30 protein-coding genes and 1 tRNA gene are annotated in these 18,357 nt (G+C 41.9%); 1 reads left to right on the forward strand and 30 read right to left on the reverse strand.

From position 1 onward, the window contains the following. Positions 1–80 precede the first annotated feature (80 nt). The 30 genes from SST111_RS02350 to SST111_RS02480 all read right to left on the reverse strand — a co-directional run bounded on the left by SST111_RS02350 (position 81) and on the right by SST111_RS02480 (position 17,680). Complete coding sequence (locus SST111_RS02350; RefSeq protein WP_099809885.1) at positions 81–422, reverse strand: hypothetical protein; 342 nt, start codon at positions 420–422, stop codon at positions 81–83. Between the two features lie 13 nt (positions 423–435). Beyond that, positions 436–1,311, reverse strand: coding sequence for a P22 phage major capsid protein family protein (locus tag SST111_RS02355; protein WP_099809886.1), 876 nt, complete (start codon positions 1,309–1,311; stop codon positions 436–438). Next, positions 1,311–1,916: a phage scaffolding protein gene (locus SST111_RS02360; protein ID WP_099809887.1), complete on the reverse strand. Its 606-nt coding sequence runs from the start codon at positions 1,914–1,916 to the stop codon at positions 1,311–1,313. Before SST111_RS02360 ends, SST111_RS02355 begins: the two co-directional genes overlap by 1 nt. A 196-nt stretch (positions 1,917–2,112) precedes the next feature. Further along, positions 2,113–2,346 carry a hypothetical protein gene (locus SST111_RS02365; RefSeq protein WP_099809888.1) on the reverse strand — a complete coding sequence of 78 codons (234 nt, stop codon included), beginning with the start codon at positions 2,344–2,346 and terminating at the stop codon, positions 2,113–2,115. A 55-nt stretch (positions 2,347–2,401) separates the two neighbouring features. Beyond that, the gene (locus tag SST111_RS02370; RefSeq protein ID WP_099809889.1) at positions 2,402–2,587 is read right to left on the reverse strand and encodes a hypothetical protein; all 186 of its coding nucleotides are present in this window, start codon (positions 2,585–2,587) and stop codon (positions 2,402–2,404) included. A 1-nt stretch (position 2,588) separates the two neighbouring features. Beyond that, positions 2,589–4,256: a phage head morphogenesis protein gene (locus SST111_RS02375; RefSeq protein ID WP_099809890.1), complete on the reverse strand. Its 1,668-nt coding sequence runs from the start codon at positions 4,254–4,256 to the stop codon at positions 2,589–2,591. Next, on the reverse strand, positions 4,174–5,688 hold the full coding sequence (locus SST111_RS02380; protein WP_099809891.1) for a phage portal protein: 1,515 nt from the start codon (positions 5,686–5,688) through the stop codon (positions 4,174–4,176). The genes SST111_RS02375 and SST111_RS02380 overlap by 83 nt, the downstream gene beginning before the upstream one ends. A gap of 8 nt (positions 5,689–5,696) precedes the next feature. Beyond that, on the reverse strand, positions 5,697–7,001 hold the full coding sequence (locus SST111_RS02385; protein ID WP_099809892.1) for a PBSX family phage terminase large subunit: 1,305 nt from the start codon (positions 6,999–7,001) through the stop codon (positions 5,697–5,699). Next, positions 6,979–7,410, reverse strand: a complete 432-nt coding sequence (locus SST111_RS02390) for a terminase small subunit (protein WP_099809893.1) — start codon at positions 7,408–7,410, stop codon at positions 6,979–6,981. Before SST111_RS02390 ends, SST111_RS02385 begins: the two co-directional genes overlap by 23 nt. A 231-nt stretch (positions 7,411–7,641) precedes the next feature. Then, a tRNA-Ser gene (locus SST111_RS02395) sits at positions 7,642–7,729 on the reverse strand. Between the two features lie 86 nt (positions 7,730–7,815). Continuing rightward, positions 7,816–8,235 carry a DUF1492 domain-containing protein gene (locus SST111_RS02400; RefSeq protein ID WP_099809894.1) on the reverse strand — a complete coding sequence of 140 codons (420 nt, stop codon included), beginning with the start codon at positions 8,233–8,235 and terminating at the stop codon, positions 7,816–7,818. Positions 8,236–8,508: 273 nt separating this feature from the next. Then, on the reverse strand, positions 8,509–8,685 hold the full coding sequence (locus SST111_RS12145) for a hypothetical protein (RefSeq protein WP_180274016.1): 177 nt from the start codon (positions 8,683–8,685) through the stop codon (positions 8,509–8,511). Beyond that, a complete protein-coding gene (locus tag SST111_RS02405; protein WP_099809895.1) occupies positions 8,685–8,993 on the reverse strand; it encodes a DUF1372 family protein in 309 nt (102 codons plus the stop codon). Before SST111_RS02405 ends, SST111_RS12145 begins: the two co-directional genes overlap by 1 nt. Further along, positions 8,990–9,145 (reverse strand): DUF7204 family protein, encoded by a 156-nt coding sequence (locus SST111_RS12670; protein WP_445013745.1) that lies wholly within the window; start codon positions 9,143–9,145, stop codon positions 8,990–8,992. Before SST111_RS12670 ends, SST111_RS02405 begins: the two co-directional genes overlap by 4 nt. Next, complete coding sequence (locus SST111_RS12150) at positions 9,117–9,293, reverse strand: hypothetical protein (RefSeq protein WP_180274017.1); 177 nt, start codon at positions 9,291–9,293, stop codon at positions 9,117–9,119. The genes SST111_RS12670 and SST111_RS12150 overlap by 29 nt, the downstream gene beginning before the upstream one ends. Then, positions 9,286–9,555, reverse strand: a complete 270-nt coding sequence (locus SST111_RS02410) for a DUF3310 domain-containing protein (RefSeq protein WP_257211354.1) — start codon at positions 9,553–9,555, stop codon at positions 9,286–9,288. Before SST111_RS02410 ends, SST111_RS12150 begins: the two co-directional genes overlap by 8 nt. Positions 9,556–10,063: 508 nt before the next feature. Next, entirely contained in the window at positions 10,064–11,443 is a 1,380-nt protein-coding gene (locus SST111_RS02415; protein ID WP_099809897.1) for a virulence-associated E family protein, read from the reverse strand. Further along, positions 11,427–12,254 (reverse strand): bifunctional DNA primase/polymerase, encoded by an 828-nt coding sequence (locus tag SST111_RS02420; RefSeq protein ID WP_099809898.1) that lies wholly within the window; start codon positions 12,252–12,254, stop codon positions 11,427–11,429. The genes SST111_RS02415 and SST111_RS02420 overlap by 17 nt, the downstream gene beginning before the upstream one ends. 10 nt (positions 12,255–12,264) lie before the next feature. After that, complete coding sequence (ssb, locus tag SST111_RS02425) at positions 12,265–12,663, reverse strand: single-stranded DNA-binding protein (protein ID WP_024395610.1); 399 nt, start codon at positions 12,661–12,663, stop codon at positions 12,265–12,267. Beyond that, positions 12,664–13,359: an ERF family protein gene (locus SST111_RS02430; protein ID WP_099809899.1), complete on the reverse strand. Its 696-nt coding sequence runs from the start codon at positions 13,357–13,359 to the stop codon at positions 12,664–12,666. A 9-nt stretch (positions 13,360–13,368) separates the two neighbouring features. Further along, on the reverse strand, positions 13,369–13,689 hold the full coding sequence (locus SST111_RS02435; RefSeq protein ID WP_099809900.1) for a hypothetical protein: 321 nt from the start codon (positions 13,687–13,689) through the stop codon (positions 13,369–13,371). Between the two features lie 19 nt (positions 13,690–13,708). Then, positions 13,709–14,881 (reverse strand): DEAD/DEAH box helicase family protein, encoded by a 1,173-nt coding sequence (locus SST111_RS02440; protein ID WP_099809901.1) that lies wholly within the window; start codon positions 14,879–14,881, stop codon positions 13,709–13,711. Further along, a complete protein-coding gene (locus SST111_RS02445; protein ID WP_099809917.1) occupies positions 14,850–15,314 on the reverse strand; it encodes a hypothetical protein in 465 nt (154 codons plus the stop codon). Before SST111_RS02445 ends, SST111_RS02440 begins: the two co-directional genes overlap by 32 nt. Further along, a complete protein-coding gene (locus SST111_RS02450) occupies positions 15,314–15,793 on the reverse strand; it encodes a siphovirus Gp157 family protein (RefSeq protein WP_099809902.1) in 480 nt (159 codons plus the stop codon). Before SST111_RS02450 ends, SST111_RS02445 begins: the two co-directional genes overlap by 1 nt. Next, positions 15,777–16,373, reverse strand: a complete 597-nt coding sequence (locus SST111_RS02455) for an HNH endonuclease signature motif containing protein (RefSeq protein ID WP_099809903.1) — start codon at positions 16,371–16,373, stop codon at positions 15,777–15,779. Before SST111_RS02455 ends, SST111_RS02450 begins: the two co-directional genes overlap by 17 nt. Before the next feature lie 3 nt (positions 16,374–16,376). After that, complete coding sequence (locus SST111_RS02460) at positions 16,377–16,601, reverse strand: hypothetical protein (protein ID WP_099809904.1); 225 nt, start codon at positions 16,599–16,601, stop codon at positions 16,377–16,379. Then, on the reverse strand, positions 16,594–16,824 hold the full coding sequence (locus SST111_RS02465) for a hypothetical protein (protein ID WP_099809905.1): 231 nt from the start codon (positions 16,822–16,824) through the stop codon (positions 16,594–16,596). Before SST111_RS02465 ends, SST111_RS02460 begins: the two co-directional genes overlap by 8 nt. Further along, positions 16,817–17,101 (reverse strand): hypothetical protein, encoded by a 285-nt coding sequence (locus SST111_RS02470; protein ID WP_099809906.1) that lies wholly within the window; start codon positions 17,099–17,101, stop codon positions 16,817–16,819. Before SST111_RS02470 ends, SST111_RS02465 begins: the two co-directional genes overlap by 8 nt. 1 nt (position 17,102) lies before the next feature. Further along, complete coding sequence (locus SST111_RS02475; RefSeq protein WP_099809907.1) at positions 17,103–17,414, reverse strand: excisionase; 312 nt, start codon at positions 17,412–17,414, stop codon at positions 17,103–17,105. 74 nt (positions 17,415–17,488) lie between these two features. Beyond that, on the reverse strand, positions 17,489–17,680 hold the full coding sequence (locus tag SST111_RS02480; protein ID WP_044474199.1) for a DNA-binding protein: 192 nt from the start codon (positions 17,678–17,680) through the stop codon (positions 17,489–17,491). A gap of 295 nt (positions 17,681–17,975) precedes the next feature. Here SST111_RS02480 and SST111_RS02485 point away from each other — a divergent pair, with 295 nt between their 5' ends. Then, positions 17,976–18,356, forward strand: coding sequence for a helix-turn-helix domain-containing protein (locus SST111_RS02485; RefSeq protein WP_099809908.1), 381 nt, complete (start codon positions 17,976–17,978; stop codon positions 18,354–18,356). Position 18,357: the final 1 nt, after the last annotated feature.

Genomic DNA, 18,357 nt, shown 5'->3' on the forward strand with positions numbered 1-18,357 from the left:
CCCTTTTATTTTTAGTGTAACATAAAAACTAACCCACCACAAAATGTGATAGGTTAGTTAACTTAATGACATTGAGCTGACTACTCCCCTAGTTTTGATGCTTCCAAAATTTCAAGCAAGGTTTCTGTCTTTGCATTCTTGGCATACTCGATGCCCGCTGCATCCAATTGGGCCTTGATATCGTCGCGGGACAACTCCAGCGGGAGCTGTTCCTGATTAGGGTCCTGCTGCACTTCCTTTGCCGGAAGTTCCACTAATTCGCGAATAAGCGGTACACCTTTGGCATTGTTCGAACTTGCAAGTGCGGCGACACGCTCTGGAGTTGGCTCATATCCATCACGAGGATAGACCGCGTTTACTGGATATGTAACACGGTCATCGTCCCCATCAATGAATTGCTCAATCACAACATATTTAGTCATACGCTCACCTTCCTTAGACTACCTCTGACCCTTGACGAAAGCTGAATGAAATCAACTGACGAGGGTCAATGATTTCCAAACCATAAACAAGTAAGCCTTTGACAGCGTCGGAGAAGTTCTTCTCTGGACGGTACGCTTCTGTTTCAATGATTTGTTGAGCAAATGCAATGCCACCCTCTGTACCAGCGATTGTTGTAAATACAGTCGCATCTGTATCTTTTTTGGTTACCACGTTGTTAGATACCAGAAGTTGCAAGTTAGCAACCGTACCACCTTCGACGATACCATTTTGAAGCACATTAAAGTTATCTACAAAACGGACATCTTTACGAAGCATACCGATATACCAAGCAGGAAGTACGACTTTTCGACCAACACGAGGAAGGTTTGCTTCGGTCATGGCAGTATCAAGGTCAACCAAGATATCGTAAGCATTCTTGACAGTGATAGCGATTGAGCCAGCTTTAGACTGCTCACCTTTTTTGTTTTTGATTTTTTCGCTTGTCGCAAGCGATGCGATTTTAGTATCAACATGATCTGCTAGAGCGTAACCAGCACGTTCCATTGACTTATCAAGCAAATTGATGTTAGCTTGGGCTTTTGCCACATCTTTGACCTGGAAGTTAAAATACTTAGCCTGGTCAATATTGAGTGTCACTTGAGCACTTCCAAGCTCCTCTGGGCTGTCGATGTCTGATCCATCATAGTCCTTGACCGTGATTTCCCCAATTGAGTTAATTTTGACAGTGTCGCCAAAAGATTTAATTTCCCCCTCGTACTCAGTCGTTGCCATTTGCTTAAAGACAAGGTTTTTGTCCAGAGATGCCAACAGTCGAGCACTCCAAAGAGTAGGGATAAAGTGTTTGAATGTATCTGTTCCAATTGCCATTAGTTATTTCCTCCATTTTCTAATGATGATTTGATTGCGTCCCAGTTCGCGTTGATTTCGCTTGGGCTCATTTTTGCAATAGTATCGCGGTTATAAAGTTTGGTTGATTTTCCAGACGGAATATCCGCCCCACCCAAATGTTTAAAACCATCACTAAGCTGTTCTGACTCTGTAGACTGGAAGAATGTCGGGTGGTTGGTCTGTAAGTCCTTGATTTTACTATCAAGGTCCTTGATACTGCCGTCCTCTGCCAATTCCACATCGCCAAGCTTGTACATGAGATAGTCCACGTCGGTCGCTTTAGCGTTGACCAGAGCATCCTTGATGGTCTGCTTCTTGGTTGTTTCTTTCGCGTCAGCTTCCAGTTGAGATACCTTCTCTTTGTACGTTTTGAGTTCATTCTGCAGTTGCTCATTGTTCTTGTTCGATTTCTTCAAGGTGTCAAGCGTGCTGTTAGCTGCTTTGAGCTTTTCAGCCTGCTCGTTGTAGACATCTTTCGGGACAGCGTGCTTAGGAAACTCTTCTTTGACTGCGTTCATGACCGCATCAATGTCTGTTTTACCCTCTGCAGTATGTTTCTCAATAAGTTCTTTCAACCAATCCATTATTGGTTACCTCCATAGATTTTTTATGCTGGCTCTCCCAGCAGGGAGTGTCTGCGATATGCCACGCAGACCTGGCCTGCCTAGTTTTCCGTCATGCGACAGGACACAAAGAAAACTGGTCAGTTTCGACCAGTTTTGAGTATTTTAGAGTAATTTCGAGTAGTCTTTCCTACAAGTCAAGATGAGCGACCACCTCCTAGCGTTTCCAAAATGGTTTCTTGGCATTACCATTAGCCACTTGCTTCTCGATTTTGTCAAATCTTGAATTAGTAGCCTGAGCATTGCGTTCGACAATCTTTTCTAGCTCGACAACGCGGTTATATAACCGACTCTGACCATTGACTATAATGTCTATCATGGTAGAAAAAGCCGATAGCCGTTGTTCCAAGACTTGAATTGGCCGATATTTCTTTTTTATTCGCTTATTCATAGCGTTCTCCTTTCTATTTTTTGCAACAAAAAAGCACTTAGATTTCTCTAGGTGCTTAATAGTCCCCAAATGTTGAGCGAGTGCGATTGTATTCTTCACGCCATTTCAAATACTCATCCCTCGCCTCAATAGCTTCCTGAGGAGCATCTGGTACTAATTCCATGGTACCGTACTGATAGGGCACCAAAAAATCACGAAACTTTTGTTTTAATTTGGTTCCCGGTGTAATCACCATTTCCATATTACCAGTTCTCCTTCTCTAAAAATTTAATTATTGACTTACCTTTACTGTTGTTGCTCAACAAATCTAACGTATTTGCCTCTGAAATAATTTCATTTGTTGAAAACAATCTACCAATATGCTCATCCAAATGTTCTTGGGCATATCCACTTACATCTTCACCGATATTATACCTCTTTGACCTCAAAAACTCAATCAATTTCTCGTTAAATCTTTGCTTCGATTCTGCGTAGGTAATATCGTTCGCTTTTGCGTGATGTTCAATGTGCATATAGTGTTTATAATGCCCTAATTCATGGACCAAAGGTCCTCTAGGATCATTATCAACTGCAAAGAATTTTCCAATATTCCCATCATTGAGCCATTTCTGATTGGCAGCCTGTAACTTCTTCACGATAGCTTTTTCATTAAATTTTGTCGCATTCAGAAAAACTGTGTTGGTCTCTGGATCATACGCTCCAAAATTATTCTTCTTACCGATATCTTTGGCGCTGTCATAAAGTACGAATCTGGGAGAAGGACTACCTTCTGGTACTCTTAACCTACTCATGACATCATCAATTTGACGTTCATAGTACGAGAAAGACTTGCGTGCAGACCCCAAACTGTCAGATACATAGAGGTCATGTTTCGAATTAAGCACCTTTCGCCCTCGGAATGCTACCTCATCGCCGTGGATAAGTTCTGCTTTCCCTTTCTGAGGGCTAACTAACTTATCTGATTTTAAGTAATCAGTGTCAGAACCAACTGTAAATTGGCGTCGGTCAATAGCTTTCTCCCACTCCCGATAATTCCGATACTCGACAATCTCGCCAGTCTCATTGTCACGCCTCAAAAGTGGTGTGTCATCGTCTTTTAGCCGTGATATAGTCCGACATCTGCAGTTGACATCCTCGCTGGCAAAGCCAAACATATGCGGTTGTTTAGTCCGTAGTCCGTTAATCTCAAAATAGCCGTCCTTGTCAGCCTGGGTACCGTCCAGCTCTGCGTGGTTATGCCTTGTGCGACCGTCCAGAGTTGCTACCCAGACCTTGTCGAACTCGATGCCAAGCTCTTTGGCTTCAGCCTGGGCTTTTTCCCTAGCTACAGCCTGCACCCGTCCTGCTTCGGTCCGAGTAATCATCATGGCACGACGATAGGAGCTATACCCCTGTTCTGCTAACCTAGCAGAGGCCTGAGCATAGCTCGCACCGTGCAGAAAGATGCGGTTTAGGTCGTCCTTGATGTTATTACGCAACCTCTCCACAACACCGTCATCCAAGCGTTCAGATAGCTTAAAGTTTGCCACAGGCGTTTCAATGATGGTCCTTAACTCTTCTTCCTTGAGCATAGCGAAGCTAATTCCACCGTGTCCGCTCTCAAACTCATAAAAGAGCTCGTTATAGGCAATTTTCCCTGTGTCGATTAAATGACCTGTAATTTCGCTTCTAAGCCCTTTCTTCAACTTATCGGCTGATTGGTCTAACTGCTCCAAAAGTGTACTCATTTGGCTCAATTTGAGCTTCTGGGAAGATGTTAGGGTGTCTAGTCGCTGATAATCGACCAACAAGGATTCCTTCAGGTCCTTTATCGTGTCAATATAGAGGTCATAGAGCCGTCTGTCCGTCGCCTTGTCCGCTTTCTGCAGCAGGCTCTCTATTTCCTGCTGGAACTTGTTCAGCTCCGTCATCTGTCACCTCCGTTGCTTGATTAAAATCAGCTTGATACCCTTGCTCTTCCAGAGCTTTCTCGACCTCGTCCGGATCAACTTCCAAGATACCTGCCAGCAACTCCAAAACAGTACGGTCATCAAGTCGAGGTGCTGCTGTCATGATGTTATTAATCAATACCTGGTTGGTTTCGGCTTCCGTCTTAGCAATTGCAGCATTATCTGTCTCATTAGCCATGACATCTCTACTAATTGTGATTTCAAGGTCGCTGACATCATAAGCTTTACCATGCAATTCGTTGATATTTTCCACAATCAGCCGCAACATCTCTTTGATAACTGCACGCAAACGGACCTCAATCTTGTTGCATTTTAGGTCGAGTAGGCTGTACCGTGATTTGATAACCACATTTGTGATGTTCCCGTCGCCTGTCTGCGAGCTGTCAAAGCCCATGCCAAACTTGTAGATAGCTTCCTTGTCAATCTCAAGCTTAGCCTTACGAGCCTCAACAGGGATATTAGTTGTGATGACATCGATACCGCCATTTTCACCAACACCGACTGTTTTTTTGGTCTTGAGGTTGGTGACTAAGGTAGACAGGTTGTCGCCCTCATAACCTCGAACAGCATAAATTGGATGATCAAAATCAATCAGGTTATTCGACAAGGCACAGGCCATCATGTCGTAATCATCAATAATGTCCTTGATAGGTTGCAGGTCATTGGTCTTGCTACGATTGTTGTATAAGCAAATATACGGCACCCGACCGTAGCCCTTACCGAACTTGTCCTCTCCCTTTTGAGCTAGCATGTGAGGCTTAGGATTGAATTCGCTCGAAGTGTCCAATTTGACTGCTTGACCATCCTCCTGAACAAAGTAAAAGACCTCTTCCTTGGTCCATAACTGGATTTTGGTCACGGTCTTCTGCTTATTATCCTTGACAATCTTGTCGTCATAGTAATAAATAATCTGGTCGATGTTGTAAAACTCGTCATAGATTGGGATGATTTTGAGAGCATCAGCAGTCTTAAACTGCAAGTGGCCATCTGCATCCTTTCTCCAAAAAACATATTCATAAGCTTTTTGGCTTGCTCCCTCAACCAATTCCTGCAACATCAACTGGAAGTCTTCGTCAATGTATTCATCCAGATATTCCTGTAGACCTGCCTGCTCTGTCGCAATTTCAATCGGATTAGACAACAAATACTGCACTTTCTGGTCTACTAGCTCTGTAAAATACTGATGGGCAATCCGTGTGTTGCTTCGGTTCTTCTCTTCGACGAGCTCGCCTTCATTGTTAAAATAAAAAAGCCGATAATTCGCAATATCGTGCTTGCCCTCGTAGTAGTCAATACCCGTCTGCATCTCTTGCTTGAGCTTGCTTCCGCGGTCATCTGTAACTAGTCTTTTGATTTCGGCAGTCAGTGCCGAGATATTGTCTGTTTGTAACATTGTTCCTCCTAAACGAGCCAGCCTGTGCTCTCTGCACACTGCAGACCGTATCTTAGTGCATCCATAAGGTGATTGTTCTTATCCTCTGGCTTATTCAACCACTTACTTTCTTTGTCCTGCTGGTAGCAGTACGAGTAAAATTCGTCCATGATATGCGTGCAACTAGGATGCACTACAATCTTGTACCCCTGCAACTTAGATACGCCTGCCATGATACTGTCTTTGCCTTTACGGCTTGCTTTAATCCTGCGGATTCCGTACTCTGATTTTAACTCTTCAATCAGCCGAGCCTCAGCACAGTCCGCAATGATTTGACTACTGGCATATCCTTTGTCAGATATCATCTTTGCGATATCCTTGGTAAATAGACCTACTTGATAATGCTCATCAAAGACATAGATGTTCTTACTTTGGTCATCTATGAGATAAGCTACCAGGGCAGTCGGATCATGAGTGAAACCAAAGTCAAGACCAACGCATAGCTTGTAATTCCCAGATTGTAGCAGTACCTCTTTGTCAAAATCGGCAACCTGGACATTTTCGTAGACTAGCCCCTCAGCTACTCCCCACTCGCCATCGCAAACAATGCGAGCTCGTCGTGGATTAGTGACATAGAGGTCCTCGTATCGCTTGATATCAACCTCATCCAACCATTCGTTGCATCTAAAAGTAGTCGTCAAAGCCAAGGTATCCGCTCGCTTAGTATCCTCGTCAAAAAATACCTTTTTTAGCCAGTGCCGTTCATTCCACGGGTTAAACGTGACCGTGATTTGTTTGTAAAACGGAACGCTTCCATATGTACCGTCTAATCGATTGAAAGCAAACGCCGAAGTATCTTGTAAGCTACCACGGATTGATTCAACGACCGTCGAGAATTTATCTTCAGTCTCAATCTGGTAGGCTTCTTCAAACCAAGCCCAGCAAAGAGAGCCTACATCAACCGTGATAGATGTAATCTTCAACTCATCGTCCAAACCTCGAAAGAGGATTTTCTGACCTGTAGCCTTAACTGTTATCTCTGGCAGACTCTCGTTAAACTTAAACTTATGACTAACTTTAAGCTGGTTACAGGCCCATTTAAAATCCGTATAAGTTGATTGCTTATTGGTATTCGAGTAGCGACGCACGACAAGCAGATTAGCCCATGGGCACTTCAGTAGATTGACTACGAAGTTCAAAGCGGTTGTTTTCGACTTTTTACTCCCGCGGCTGCCTTTTACGACTCTGTAAAAATTCCTAGACCGCCAGAATTGACCGTAGCCCTTACCGACAATCTTTGGCAAATCAACGTTAATCTGGAATGTCTGCTTCATTCGCAAACACCACCGTTCCATTTACCTCGGCTTCGACTTTATCGGTCCACAACCTATGTCGTTTACCCAAAAGCTCGGCAGCCTTGATTCTGTCCTTGGCTCCAACGTCGATATCAATAACCTGCTGGCCAAGCTCGCCGATGCTACAAAGGGTCTGCTCTTGAGTCTGACCTCTCATGACTGATGTGAGGTATTCTAGCACTTCCTGCTGATCAGCCACCTTTTCAGATTTTAGCTCGTCAAGCCGTTCGTCAATATAGGATTTTATAACAGGTTTTAACAAGTTTTCACTTCCGACTTGCTGGGCTGAACGCTTGGTATACCCAGCCTTTATCGCTGCCTCAGTCGCATTTCCACAGATGATATACTCATCTGCAAAACGTTGTTGTTTAAGCGTTAATTTGCTCAATTTTCTACCACCTTCCTAGTAAGATACAAAAAGACCACATCGCTGCGGTCTTTCTGAGTGAAAAAATGGTCCCTCGCATGATACTAGCAAACATGGTCATTGGGTCCTTTGTTTTTTATTTTTTGGTGCTAGTTTTTAAAACGGGGACAGCAGGAATCGAACCTGCGACCAAACTGCCTTCGGAACCTAGGACTTTCAACCGAGCAGAGGAGTCCACCTTGTATTCCCTAAAGGAGAGTATGGGATTCGAACCCATGCGCCGAGTATTCGACCTAGCAAGGTAGCAACCTGCCCTCTTCAGCCTCTTGAGTAACTCTCCATAATAGGCAAGGCTTACTGCCTTACCCTCATTTCTTGATACTACCATTCTAGCAGATTTCAAAAATCATGCTCGTCCAACTATTCTCAATTATTCTCACATAACATCATATCTAGTTCAAAAATTGCAGATTTTCTTAAACGGTAGTACGTCTGTGGACTAATACCGTCTAAAGCATCGCAAATATCAATGATATGCTTCTTACTTATATATGTCATCCGTAGAATTGTTCTGTGTTTTGGGTCTTTTAGCTTGTTAATCAATCTACCTAGTTCAAGTTTCCTGTTAATAACTTCATTGGTATCTTGTTCAATAGCTTCTTTCATGATTACAAGCTGGGAATAGACATCATCAACTTTCCTAGCTTGCCCACCCTGAACCTTATCAGTCTTCCATTTTGGGCTTGAGAGCAAACCTGCCTCAAGTTCATTGATTTCATCTATTCGGCTTTGAATGTCTAAATCTAGGTTTTGTAGTTCATCAAGTAACTCTTTAGCCTTGTTCACTCTCTGTCTCCTTTGTGGTATAATATTGATATCGATAAACCACAGTCAGGGCAGAGAGTGCCTTGGCTTTTTTTATTCGTCCTCCACCCGTACCACAATAGAGAGTTGGACTATGATACCATTTGCAATTACTTTCTATTTAATTTATTTGTGGCTGACCGTACTGCCATTGGCCCATAATGTGACTTTAACTACAAAGGAGTCCTCCTTTTTTATTTATTCTCGGCAGAATGACCCACCGACCTGCGACAGTCGGAAAGCCTTGAATTACCTCTAACAACCTCCTGAACATCCAGACTTGATAAAGTCTTTAAAATTTTCAAGTTCTTCAACAACATCATCCAGTACCTTTTTCTCCTGTCTAATGTCCTTCTCCGAAGCTCCTTCACGTTTGATATAATGTTCCAAAGCGTGCTTCATGATATGCAATCTCACATATTTACTCGCCATCAGCTCCCCCTCCTTTTGAGATACTCAGGTATCGGGGCACCAACCTTAATAGCCTCGTACTGTTCTTTTGTGACCAGGAATTTTCCGTAGGCACCGATTTCTACATAGTACCTACCGTCAATAATGTCCTTCCCTGTGACTTTTCCAACCATAGTCACGCCCGCATTATCAACCTTGTGGATAATAACCGTTTCACGTTCTTCCAGCCTTTTCACTTGTTCACGCAATACTTTTACTTCTGTTACTGCTGCAAACAAAGCGACGACCAGACACATCGTCACTATAACCAATGGATCATTTTCTTTCACTCAACTTCCTCCATCTTCACGCTATACAACCGCTGACCTCGATACCTAGCTTCCAGGCCTGCTTTGCATTTCAAGGCATCAGCTTCATTTTCGAAGTAATGCGTTTCATCAACTAACATGTGATCAAATATCACACTCACTGTCCAAGTCATGTACAACTTCCTCCTTTACAACGTATCCTAGTAATAAGGCTGCATTTAGCATATTTTGATTATTTGTCAATTCCTGTATTTCTGGATCAAGAATTGATTTCCTCATGATTTCAACAAACTCAGCTTGTTTTCTAGTTAGTTCAACCATTATTTTTCTCCAGCACTTCAATCAGCCAATCAAGATTTTGACGCGCCTTCTTCAAGTCTTCCAATCCATTCTTACTGTGCCAGCGCAACATATATTTGATTGCGTTCCCCCAGTAGAAACCCTCTTCATACTCAGGGCTTGCTGCAAAATTTTTGATGACATCAACAGCTTCAAGTCCGAACCGTCCTTGATAATGTGAGGGCTTTTTGACTGGATCAGTCACTTTATTTTCAACTACAGAGTGAATATCTCCTGAATTGATATAAAAATCATTTTCAGATGTGATAACTTTTACATCTAAAATTTCATCTGATTCACCAACTTCAGTAATTTTTGCTTTTACTAAAACAATATCATCAACAGAGTATTTATTTTTTGCCATTTTTACTCCTTTTTATTCATTTTTTTGTATATTTTCACTCGGTTACAAGGTTACATCACTTTTCCAAAAACATTTTTTATAAAAAACAAGAATCCTATTATACCGGTCTTTATAGCACTTGCTATTTTTATTAACTTAAATATTTATATAAATGATGTAACTAACAGTATAAACACCTAATAAACCCAATATTATCAAGGGTTTAAGGCGGTTACACCACTTTTTTTGTTTTTCTTTTAAAAAGCACCTTTAAACCCTTGATACAACTACGTTTTTCACCGGTTACATCATTGATGTAACCTTGATGTAACTTGATGTAACTTGATGTAACCTTTTGGCTAAAAGTTACATCAAAACACGTTTTCGGTTACATCACTTTTTCTGCATATTATTTCCGGAAATAGCCTCGAATCGCTTTGCCGTTTACCTTCTTAACTTTGTACTCCCAATCCTGATTGTTGTCCATAATCAATTTAATCTTCCGAGCTAATTTATCTCCTTTAGCAACGTCGATGTCAAAAACATTCTTCAGGATCTGCTTCGATGACACACTTTCTTGCGGTTTGACACCTTCGTAGATAAAGCCGGCATCATTCCGATATACACCATTGTTGAAATAGGCCCATGTGTACTGATGCTGTTGAACTACAGACATGCTATCCCATTCTTCTGGAACTAGCATATCCAAATAATCATAGATTTGGTTTTCTGCCTCATCGCGATAAGTGAAGCACTCTTTGTAAACTGCCAGCTCATCTTCGAATTCTTCATCGAAGGTCAACGTGAAGCCTTTTTTGTAAATTGCAACTGCCTCACCCCACAACTGCAGGACATCATTGTCCGTCATGTCGAAAGGCTTGACGAATTGTTTAGCTGCATCCACCAAGATCGGTAGGAAACGACGCTCACCAGTTTTATCACCCAGATACTCGACCTTGTTGCTAGTCCGAGCAATCACAAAGTTCTTGGGAAACTTTTCAGCACGTCGACCATAGGACCTACGGAATGTCAAATCAGTCTTGGTTACAAAAGCCTTGAGTTCATCGAACGTTGTCTTCCTGCTGGCCACCATCTCGTCGTCATTGACGATCAGGGATTTTAGCATAATCTCGTAGTTGTCCTTGTCCATGAAATCCTTAGCTGAATCCGTGTACCAATCAACTGCAATCTTTTGCAGGAATGTTGTCTTACCAGCACCTTGGCCACCGACCAGGTCAAGAGTGTAGTCAAACTTTACCCATGGATTGAAGACCTTGGACACAGCCCCTACAAAGAACATTTCTGCGATTTTCTGAACATAGATACTGTCCTCAGCACCAAGCCAAGTCTGAAAGACTTGATTCAAGCGTTCCTTATGGTCCCAACTATCATAGGCATGTTCCATGTATTCCTGGACAGGATTATAGGTTTTTTCAGCAAAGAATGCCTCAATGCCATCTTGCAAAGCCCTGGTCTTGAACACAACCTTGAAATGATTTTCTAAGTAAACACTTAGATAAGATTCAAATGCGGAGGGCAGCTGACCTTTCCTCATGCTGATAGCATCCAATTTGACATCAGCCACAATCTCATGTTCTCCAGTAAATTCATTGTGCCGGAGGAAGTCATTTAGCTTGTTATCACTCTTCATGGCCAATAGCACATTTCGAGGGCTATCTGAGACAATGGCATCAATCTCAACCTTTTCTCCATTTTCATCCAAGACCTTTTTCTTCGTCCTGGTAAATTGCTTAATTGAGATATTTACAACATCACCAATCACTGCCACCTCCCCTCATGTGTTTTTGAATCATACTATCTACTGTCCGACTAAGCTCTCTGTCGCTTAGCGGATCAGCAGAATTATTATTCGCAATCCGTGCCAACTCCAATACACAGTTTGGGTCAACACTCCGTGCCAATAATGTTCCAGCAAACTTGGCTGCCGTATCATTTCGACTACCTTCCTCACCAAAGCCTTTGACAATCATTTCAAAAACCTCCGTGGTCCGATTTCTCTTGCCTGCACCATTCCGAATTTGATAATAAATGTCATCAAGTTCACTCCGGTTGTTCTTTTTCAAATACTCCTGCTTAATGGCCATGACTAGTGCTCGACTAGCAGTGACCATGGTCCCGCCTTCTTTCGACTTTTCCAAGTCCCAGGCATACTCCCCATTTGGTGTTTTTGACGGAGCGACCACAACATAATTATTTGGATGAGCTTTGACATCGACACCTGGTAGGAATCCAATCATCTGTGTCATGGACACATCCGGATGCTTAAAGTAAAAGATATGCTTGCCACCGCTGGCAGTCTTTGCTTGCAAAGTCGGAGTAATCAAATTGAGATGTTCCCAATTGGCCAGACTCTCATATCCGTTGTGCTTCCCATGCAAATCAACATCGATTACGAAGAATTTATCAGTCCGGACAGCAATATTGCTATCCGGATACTGATTCCAAAAATCTTCAATCTCTTGCGCGGTCATAGCCGGTTTATCAGCAAATTTTATCATCGGTTGCTTATTAGAAGGGCTTATAGGAATTACAGAAAAGCCCTTTTTTTGATAAGCCAAAGCCGCTTTCTTCATTCCCATCTAGCACCTCCTAGAATGGCAAATCTTCGTCTTGGATATCCATAGGACTTGAATTTCCAAATGAGCCATCTTGAGAATTCGACTGTTGTCCACGGCTTTCCAAGAGTTGGAAACTTTCTGCAACCACCTCAGTCACATAGACACGTTGCCCTTGTTGGTTATCGTAGCTACGGGTCTGAATGCGACCTGTAACTCCAATCAGAGCACCTTTCTTAGCCCAATTCGCCAAATTCTCAGCTTGTTGACGCCAAATGACTACGTTGATAAAGTCCGCTTCACGCTCACCGTTTTGATTTTTAAAATTGCGGTTAACTGCCAAAGTAAAAGTCGCAACAGCCTGGTTTGACGGAGTGTAACGAAGTTCTGCATCACGAGTCATGCGTCCTACCAATACTACATTATTTATCATTTATTCAATCCCTTTCGCTTTCTTAGTTTTTGCAATCAGATCTTGTGCTTCATTCAAACGGTCGGCTGGAATACTTTCGATTTTATCCACCCCAAGCTGGCCAATGAACCACACTCCAACGGTATTAACCGGACCGCCTGAAGCCTCCGCAATATTCTTGATGTCTTCACGTAGCTTCTTAGCTTCAGCACCTGTAATGTACTTAACATTGCCTGACGGTTTCTTGGTAGGCTTTTGTGCCGTTGCTTGTTTGCTTGCAGATTTTGCAGCAGGCGCCTGCCTACCATTTTGGTTAGCATATTCATCCGTATCAGGATCCTTGTTATCATCAATGGCAAACAAGCCGTTAAGAGCATATTTACGAGCGTAACTGGATGCGGTTCCTGTAATCTGACTTCCATCCATACCTTTCTTTGTATCCTCTTCCCTTGCTGACGCTTGAGCACTGATAGAACTGCCACAGGCAAATAATGTTACTGTAGCACGAACATAATAGCGGTCCCCAATCTGTTCGATATCGTCATTTAATACCAGGGATGCATCATGCTTTTTGAGTAAAGGTTTTAGTGCTTCCAAAATATCCTCTGCACTACGATAGTTGTATTTCCCGAAAGAATTGTACTGTCCTTTCGGTGCAACCAGTTCTGTCTGAATACTGCACAGGGTTGCAAATATTGGCGATTCTTTTACTGTCATGCATTCTCCTTAAAGTTGTTTGATAGCTTCCATCAATTCATCAAATAAATTTGATTTTTTTGGAATAATTTTAGAAACCTCTTCTCCATTGGGATAAGTAAGTGTGTACTCAGCATCTACCAAGATGATTTCACATTTGTGCATTTTCGCAAGAGCCTTAATTTCGGATTTTTGTTTCAAATAATACTCGTATGGAAGCGATAGGGCACCACGGATTTCCTCCACAAAACCCGCTTTCGTTGTTAACGAATGTGGATTATTTTCGATACTTTCCATAAAATAACCCCTTTTTTTCTCACGCAATACGATTAACTTGTTTGAAATTTTCATTTTTTTTGCTCCTTTGTTTTTAAAAATAAAATTCTACGACTCTAACGTCGTGCTGCTGACGGCTACCAGTAATTCGCCACAGCAGTTGCCTGTAGTCATCATAATCTCCATCACTGGGCTGGGACGGATCCAGGACTACAATTGTTTTGAAGCGGTGCTGAAGCCCATCGACCCCAACTCCTAATACTTGGCTAGTAGCGACCATGTTGGTCCTGTCATGCCCTTCTTTCTTGTCGCCAGTCCAAATACCGATTTCAGGATGTCGCTCATAGATAACCTCAACGATCTGCTTGGACTTGCTAACAATTAACATTTCTGACTGTCTAGCTAAGAGCAAGTCTAGCTGTAACAACATTGGCGTATCTGCATTGACCGCTTTAAGCTTTGGGAAATCCACGTCAAAACCTGTCTGGGTCAGATACCGCTCGAAAGTCTTGCGACCGAATGACTGCTTGGCCATGGCATACTTTCCATTCTTTCCAACGATGTTCAACCGTCGCAGTTGGTTTAATTCATCAGGATTGGCAGGTAGGCACCACATTGGCTCAAAGATAACTTCAAAACCGTTGTTCTCCTCTGCTCCTTCGATTTCCTCAATCTCTTCCCAACGGAAGAAATTTGGCAATCCTGATACATAACTTTCATAGTCACGGAAGTCTTCCCACTTCTCCTTCGAGTAGCTGAAACGGTCGTATTTCATCTTGCCATGCTGCTTCTGCCAATCAAATTTGTTGTTTGGCTCTGCCTGACCAAAGATTGTCTTTTCCAGCGGATAGAAGTTTTGACCCTTCTTTCTGATTGGAGTTGCGGACAGCCCTATTGAGTATCCACGTCGGATTTTTTTGTAAGCTTTATAGTTAGCCTCGCTGGACATATTCTGCCACTCGTCGACGATTAAAACATCAAACTCTAGGACCTCACTGCTTGCTACGATATTCTGCATTCGCTTATCTGTCATAGCTTCCAGCTGGAAGTCTTGTGAGTAGAGCTTGTTGTGAGTGTCAATCCAGCCATTCAGTATAGATAGCCGATTGTTCAGGACCAAGACCTTCTTGGCACCCTTATGCTTGGCGATCTCAAAGGCACAGATAGTTTTCCCACGACCGCCAAGACCTTCCAGAAAAATACCAGGACAATCGCGGTCACTTCGTTTCACCGCCTCAGCTTGCCATTTGCGTAATTCGATTTCCAATGTCTTGAATAACCTCCTCGATGTCTTTTCGCTGTGCCCAGAATAGTGCCAAGCGAGCAGCAGCCCTCACATCCTGATGATGTGATTTGTCAAAAGACCAAAGACCAAGCTCCCTAAGTAACTGATCAGGAATGTCTGACACATAGCCAGCGTTGCGAACAAGTTCCACGTTTGGAAAGCACGCTTGAACAGCTTCCACGGTTTCAGCGACTGAGTTGTCTCGAGAATAATCATTGTCACGTACCTGGTATTCTTCCACGATGGCAACATCGTATTCCAGGTCACGACCTACTTCACGGAACCATTTACTGAAATTTCTAGCACCGAACGGAACTATCCAATAGCTCACTAGACCTGCATTATCCAGCAAGACTATTCCTGTTGTAGATGTTTCAATTCGGTTACTTGATGGATCGATTGAAAGTATCTTCATCATCTAATCCTCAAGCTTCTACTTTCTTGCAACACTGCACCATTGACCTTCTTACCAGCTTTCAGCAACTCTTTGATAGCTGTCTTGTCTGGTTTCAATGTTTGAATAAAATATTTCTTAGGCAGCAGATCTTCATCTACAACCACAGATGGTTGATTGTTGGCCAAGCTCACGGTAAATAGCAAAGTCTTAACTTTTTCATGTCCAGTGATTTCAAATGCACCTTGTAGACCTGTTTTGAGCCGTGTGATGTCATTTTCAATAGATTTTTTTCGTTTGGTTAAGCGGTCAATTTCTTCTTTGAGTTGATCCACATCAGCTTCTTTGTTCTTGATGACCTTGACGGTGTTTTCAACCTTTTCTTCAAATTGTTCCGTCCAGTCAATAGACTCAAGCGTATCCAGCTTGGTTTCTTCATCAATACCTTCCATTTCTGCAATTTGCTTAAAGATTCCGGTTAGTTCATATAGTGTTGCCATTTGTAATTTCCTTTACCTTTCTTTGTAGTTGTACCATCCCAATTGCAGCTTTAGTAGTGTCTGCATCGTTATCAAAATACCTATTCTTATTCATTTGAGCAAGGTCAGCTCGAGTTACACAAGCCAGATTCGAGATATTCCAGTTAGTTTTGTCCCCATCCAAAAAAACTACGCTGCGACCTTTCGGAATAGGTCCATTATGTCTTTCCCACTCAGCTCGATGGCAGTATTCCCACCTATCGGGTTCTGCTATTTTTCGCTTCGGGTAACCATCTGTTGTATAGCTAATTGTGCCTAAAGGTTGATATCCATGCGGTCTGTTACCTTTTTGAAATTGACCACTATTTGGTGGCATATTAGGGTATTTCTTGCCTTTGTTATGTGGGACCTGCCCTTTTTCAAACCTTCCTGTAAGTCCAGAAACTAGATTATTATTTTGTCTGAAACTGCGAATTTGAACATTAGTAATCGATGTCCCAAATTTTTCGTTCAGTAAAGCAGCAAGTTCTTTAGCAGTCCTTCCATTGTTATTCTCTAAAATAAACTGCTTCATTTCGGATGTATAGACTCTCTTTCCCATAGATTACTCCAGCAAAGCGATACCAGCTTTTGAACCAGTTTCAGATTCAAGTTTCTTAGCATCGATAGAGAGTTTCCCGATAGAAATAATTTGATTAGCTACTGAACACATAGCTTTCGAACGTTCGATTTCAATTTGCAATTCCTCTGCAGTCAAATCTCTATCATCCAACGATTCCAGTTGAGCAAATAATGTATCTGCTAAGTTAGATGCTTTATTTCTAACCATAGGCACCTCCTAAAATTGCTTCTTTTTCTGCGATACGTTGTAATCGTGCATTTTCATCAACCAACTGTTGATTGACTCGTCTGTATTCGCAATTTTCTTTATCAAGATCATTTACCATGCCACGAAGAATGGCATTTTCACGTTCAAGTCGATCAATTGTTTTAGCTGGTAGGTCAATGCCATAGCTGTCGACTTGATTTGTTCTAAAAAACTTACTAAGCATGTCTACCCCACTTTCTAACCTTCCTAGTTGGTACCTCATCAGCAAACTTGATTGGTTCCCAGCTTGCAAGCGACTGTCTAACTCTGTTCTTCCAGGCTAAGCGAGCAGCTTCAACTGCACGTTCGCAAGCCAGGGCTGTCAGCTGCTCTCTAAGTAATTCCGCTTCACGTTCCTTGCGTCGTTTTTCCGCATTCCTGTAATCAATCACTGCAACCACTACGCACGGAATGGCAAATACTGCACAAGCTCCAATTGCTGTAAAAATAGATTCTGTCATTCTACACTCCTAACTGTTTTTCTCGTTTGATATTTTCAAGCATTTCTGCCAATGTTTCTTTCTTCGGTCTGTATCGATTGCGACTTTTCCACTTGATAAACAATCGGAAACCTTCGTAGTTAACAAAAACAATTCGATGAGTTGGATTTTCAATATATTGCCTGAAGTCCGGATGCTCACGCATTTCTGCTGCCCAAACTTTAGCCGTTCCAACCGTCAATCCCTCCCATCTCTGACAAAGGTGTGCGTAATCTCCTGCCTCAGCCTTTTCAGACTGTTTAGCCGGTCTGTAAACTAATTCAGTTTTTGGCATTTTTACCTCCATCTTGTGATATAATGTAGTTGGTATTTTTTTGATAAGGGGCTGACACTGTCAGTTCCTTTTCTTTATTCAATTCCATAATCTTCAATGACCTGAAGAATGAAACTATTTGCTCTCGGACCTTTTGTTGTCCCATTCAGAATATTAGTCACTTCTTGTCGTTTGTAGCCATAGGCTACTGCCAAAGTGACTTTTTTGATGCCCTTTTCCTTAAGAAAAGAAACAACTTTTTCACGGCCATTAGCAATATCAGGCATATTTGTCCCTCCTTCTTCAAAATCTGTAAACAAGAAACAACTAAATTTTTAACTTTTTTTATGTTTTCTCTTGACCGTTTTCACCAAATAAGATAAAATGAAGGTGCAATAAAGAACGCTAACAAATCAGCATATCCCGTTCGCCAAAACAAGATTATAGTTTGTTTGCTTAGTTGTTTTTTTAGTTGTAACTTATTTACAAAAACTATTTTACACTAAATTTGATAAAAGTCAACATTTTTACACCAAATTTGTTAAAATATTTTTTGTCAATCCCAGAAAGGTTGATAAATCAATGATTTCAGCGTTTGAAAAGATAAAATATTTGGCAAAAAAACAAGGAAAATCGCTTGGTCAAGTGGAAGAAGATCTTGGATATGGTCGAAATACACTATATAAGATAAAACATTCTAGTCCTTCAACTGATAGGATGCAAGAGATTGCTGACTACTTCCATGTTTCACTGGATTATCTAGTAGGTAGAACAAATAATCCAAACATTGCTCAAGAAGGTCAAGCTCCTACGACAAATCCACTAGAGGAACAAGCACTGGTTATGTTTCGAAAAGAAACTAGTGGTATGTCTGAAGCAGATGTAATCAAATTTACTACTGCTTTGAAGGGGCTAATGAATACTGCTAGAGCATTGATCGAAGATGATTCAAATTGGGAGTAGG

It is taken from the genome of Streptococcus suis YS161, from assembly GCF_002760245.1.
In the GTDB taxonomy this organism is placed as follows: Bacteria; Bacillota; Bacilli; order Lactobacillales; family Streptococcaceae; genus Streptococcus; species Streptococcus suis_I.

What these genes read in the sequence shown, in the direction of transcription:
- SST111_RS02350 (WP_099809885.1), bottom strand. Translation starts at nt 422, where the DNA reads ATGACTAAATATGTTGTGATTGAGCAATTCATTGATGGGGACGATGAC.
- SST111_RS02355 (WP_099809886.1), bottom strand. Translation starts at nt 1,311, where the DNA reads ATGGCAATTGGAACAGATACATTCAAACACTTTATCCCTACTCTTTGG.
- SST111_RS02360 (WP_099809887.1), bottom strand. Translation starts at nt 1,916, where the DNA reads ATGGATTGGTTGAAAGAACTTATTGAGAAACATACTGCAGAGGGTAAA.
- SST111_RS02365 (WP_099809888.1), bottom strand. Translation starts at nt 2,346, where the DNA reads ATGAATAAGCGAATAAAAAAGAAATATCGGCCAATTCAAGTCTTGGAA.
- SST111_RS02370 (WP_099809889.1), bottom strand. Translation starts at nt 2,587, where the DNA reads ATGGAAATGGTGATTACACCGGGAACCAAATTAAAACAAAAGTTTCGT.
- SST111_RS02375 (WP_099809890.1), bottom strand. Translation starts at nt 4,256, where the DNA reads ATGACGGAGCTGAACAAGTTCCAGCAGGAAATAGAGAGCCTGCTGCAG.
- SST111_RS02380 (WP_099809891.1), bottom strand. Translation starts at nt 5,688, where the DNA reads ATGTTACAAACAGACAATATCTCGGCACTGACTGCCGAAATCAAAAGA.
- SST111_RS02385 (WP_099809892.1), bottom strand. Translation starts at nt 7,001, where the DNA reads ATGAAGCAGACATTCCAGATTAACGTTGATTTGCCAAAGATTGTCGGT.
- SST111_RS12145 (WP_180274016.1), bottom strand. Translation starts at nt 8,685, where the DNA reads ATGGCGAGTAAATATGTGAGATTGCATATCATGAAGCACGCTTTGGAA.
- SST111_RS12670 (WP_445013745.1), bottom strand. Translation starts at nt 9,145, where the DNA reads ATGACTTGGACAGTGAGTGTGATATTTGATCACATGTTAGTTGATGAA.
- SST111_RS12150 (WP_180274017.1), bottom strand. Translation starts at nt 9,293, where the DNA reads ATGGTTGAACTAACTAGAAAACAAGCTGAGTTTGTTGAAATCATGAGG.
- SST111_RS02420 (WP_099809898.1), bottom strand. Translation starts at nt 12,254, where the DNA reads ATGGGAATGAAGAAAGCGGCTTTGGCTTATCAAAAAAAGGGCTTTTCT.
- ssb (WP_024395610.1), bottom strand. Translation starts at nt 12,663, where the DNA reads ATGATAAATAATGTAGTATTGGTAGGACGCATGACTCGTGATGCAGAA.
- SST111_RS02430 (WP_099809899.1), bottom strand. Translation starts at nt 13,359, where the DNA reads ATGACAGTAAAAGAATCGCCAATATTTGCAACCCTGTGCAGTATTCAG.
- SST111_RS02435 (WP_099809900.1), bottom strand. Translation starts at nt 13,689, where the DNA reads ATGAAAATTTCAAACAAGTTAATCGTATTGCGTGAGAAAAAAAGGGGT.
- SST111_RS02445 (WP_099809917.1), bottom strand. Translation starts at nt 15,314, where the DNA reads ATGAAGATACTTTCAATCGATCCATCAAGTAACCGAATTGAAACATCT.
- SST111_RS02450 (WP_099809902.1), bottom strand. Translation starts at nt 15,793, where the DNA reads ATGGCAACACTATATGAACTAACCGGAATCTTTAAGCAAATTGCAGAA.
- SST111_RS02455 (WP_099809903.1), bottom strand. Translation starts at nt 16,373, where the DNA reads ATGGGAAAGAGAGTCTATACATCCGAAATGAAGCAGTTTATTTTAGAG.
- SST111_RS02460 (WP_099809904.1), bottom strand. Translation starts at nt 16,601, where the DNA reads ATGGTTAGAAATAAAGCATCTAACTTAGCAGATACATTATTTGCTCAA.
- SST111_RS02465 (WP_099809905.1), bottom strand. Translation starts at nt 16,824, where the DNA reads ATGCTTAGTAAGTTTTTTAGAACAAATCAAGTCGACAGCTATGGCATT.
- SST111_RS02470 (WP_099809906.1), bottom strand. Translation starts at nt 17,101, where the DNA reads ATGACAGAATCTATTTTTACAGCAATTGGAGCTTGTGCAGTATTTGCC.
- SST111_RS02475 (WP_099809907.1), bottom strand. Translation starts at nt 17,414, where the DNA reads ATGCCAAAAACTGAATTAGTTTACAGACCGGCTAAACAGTCTGAAAAG.
- SST111_RS02480 (WP_044474199.1), bottom strand. Translation starts at nt 17,680, where the DNA reads ATGCCTGATATTGCTAATGGCCGTGAAAAAGTTGTTTCTTTTCTTAAG.
- SST111_RS02485 (WP_099809908.1), top strand. Translation starts at nt 17,976, where the DNA reads ATGATTTCAGCGTTTGAAAAGATAAAATATTTGGCAAAAAAACAAGGA.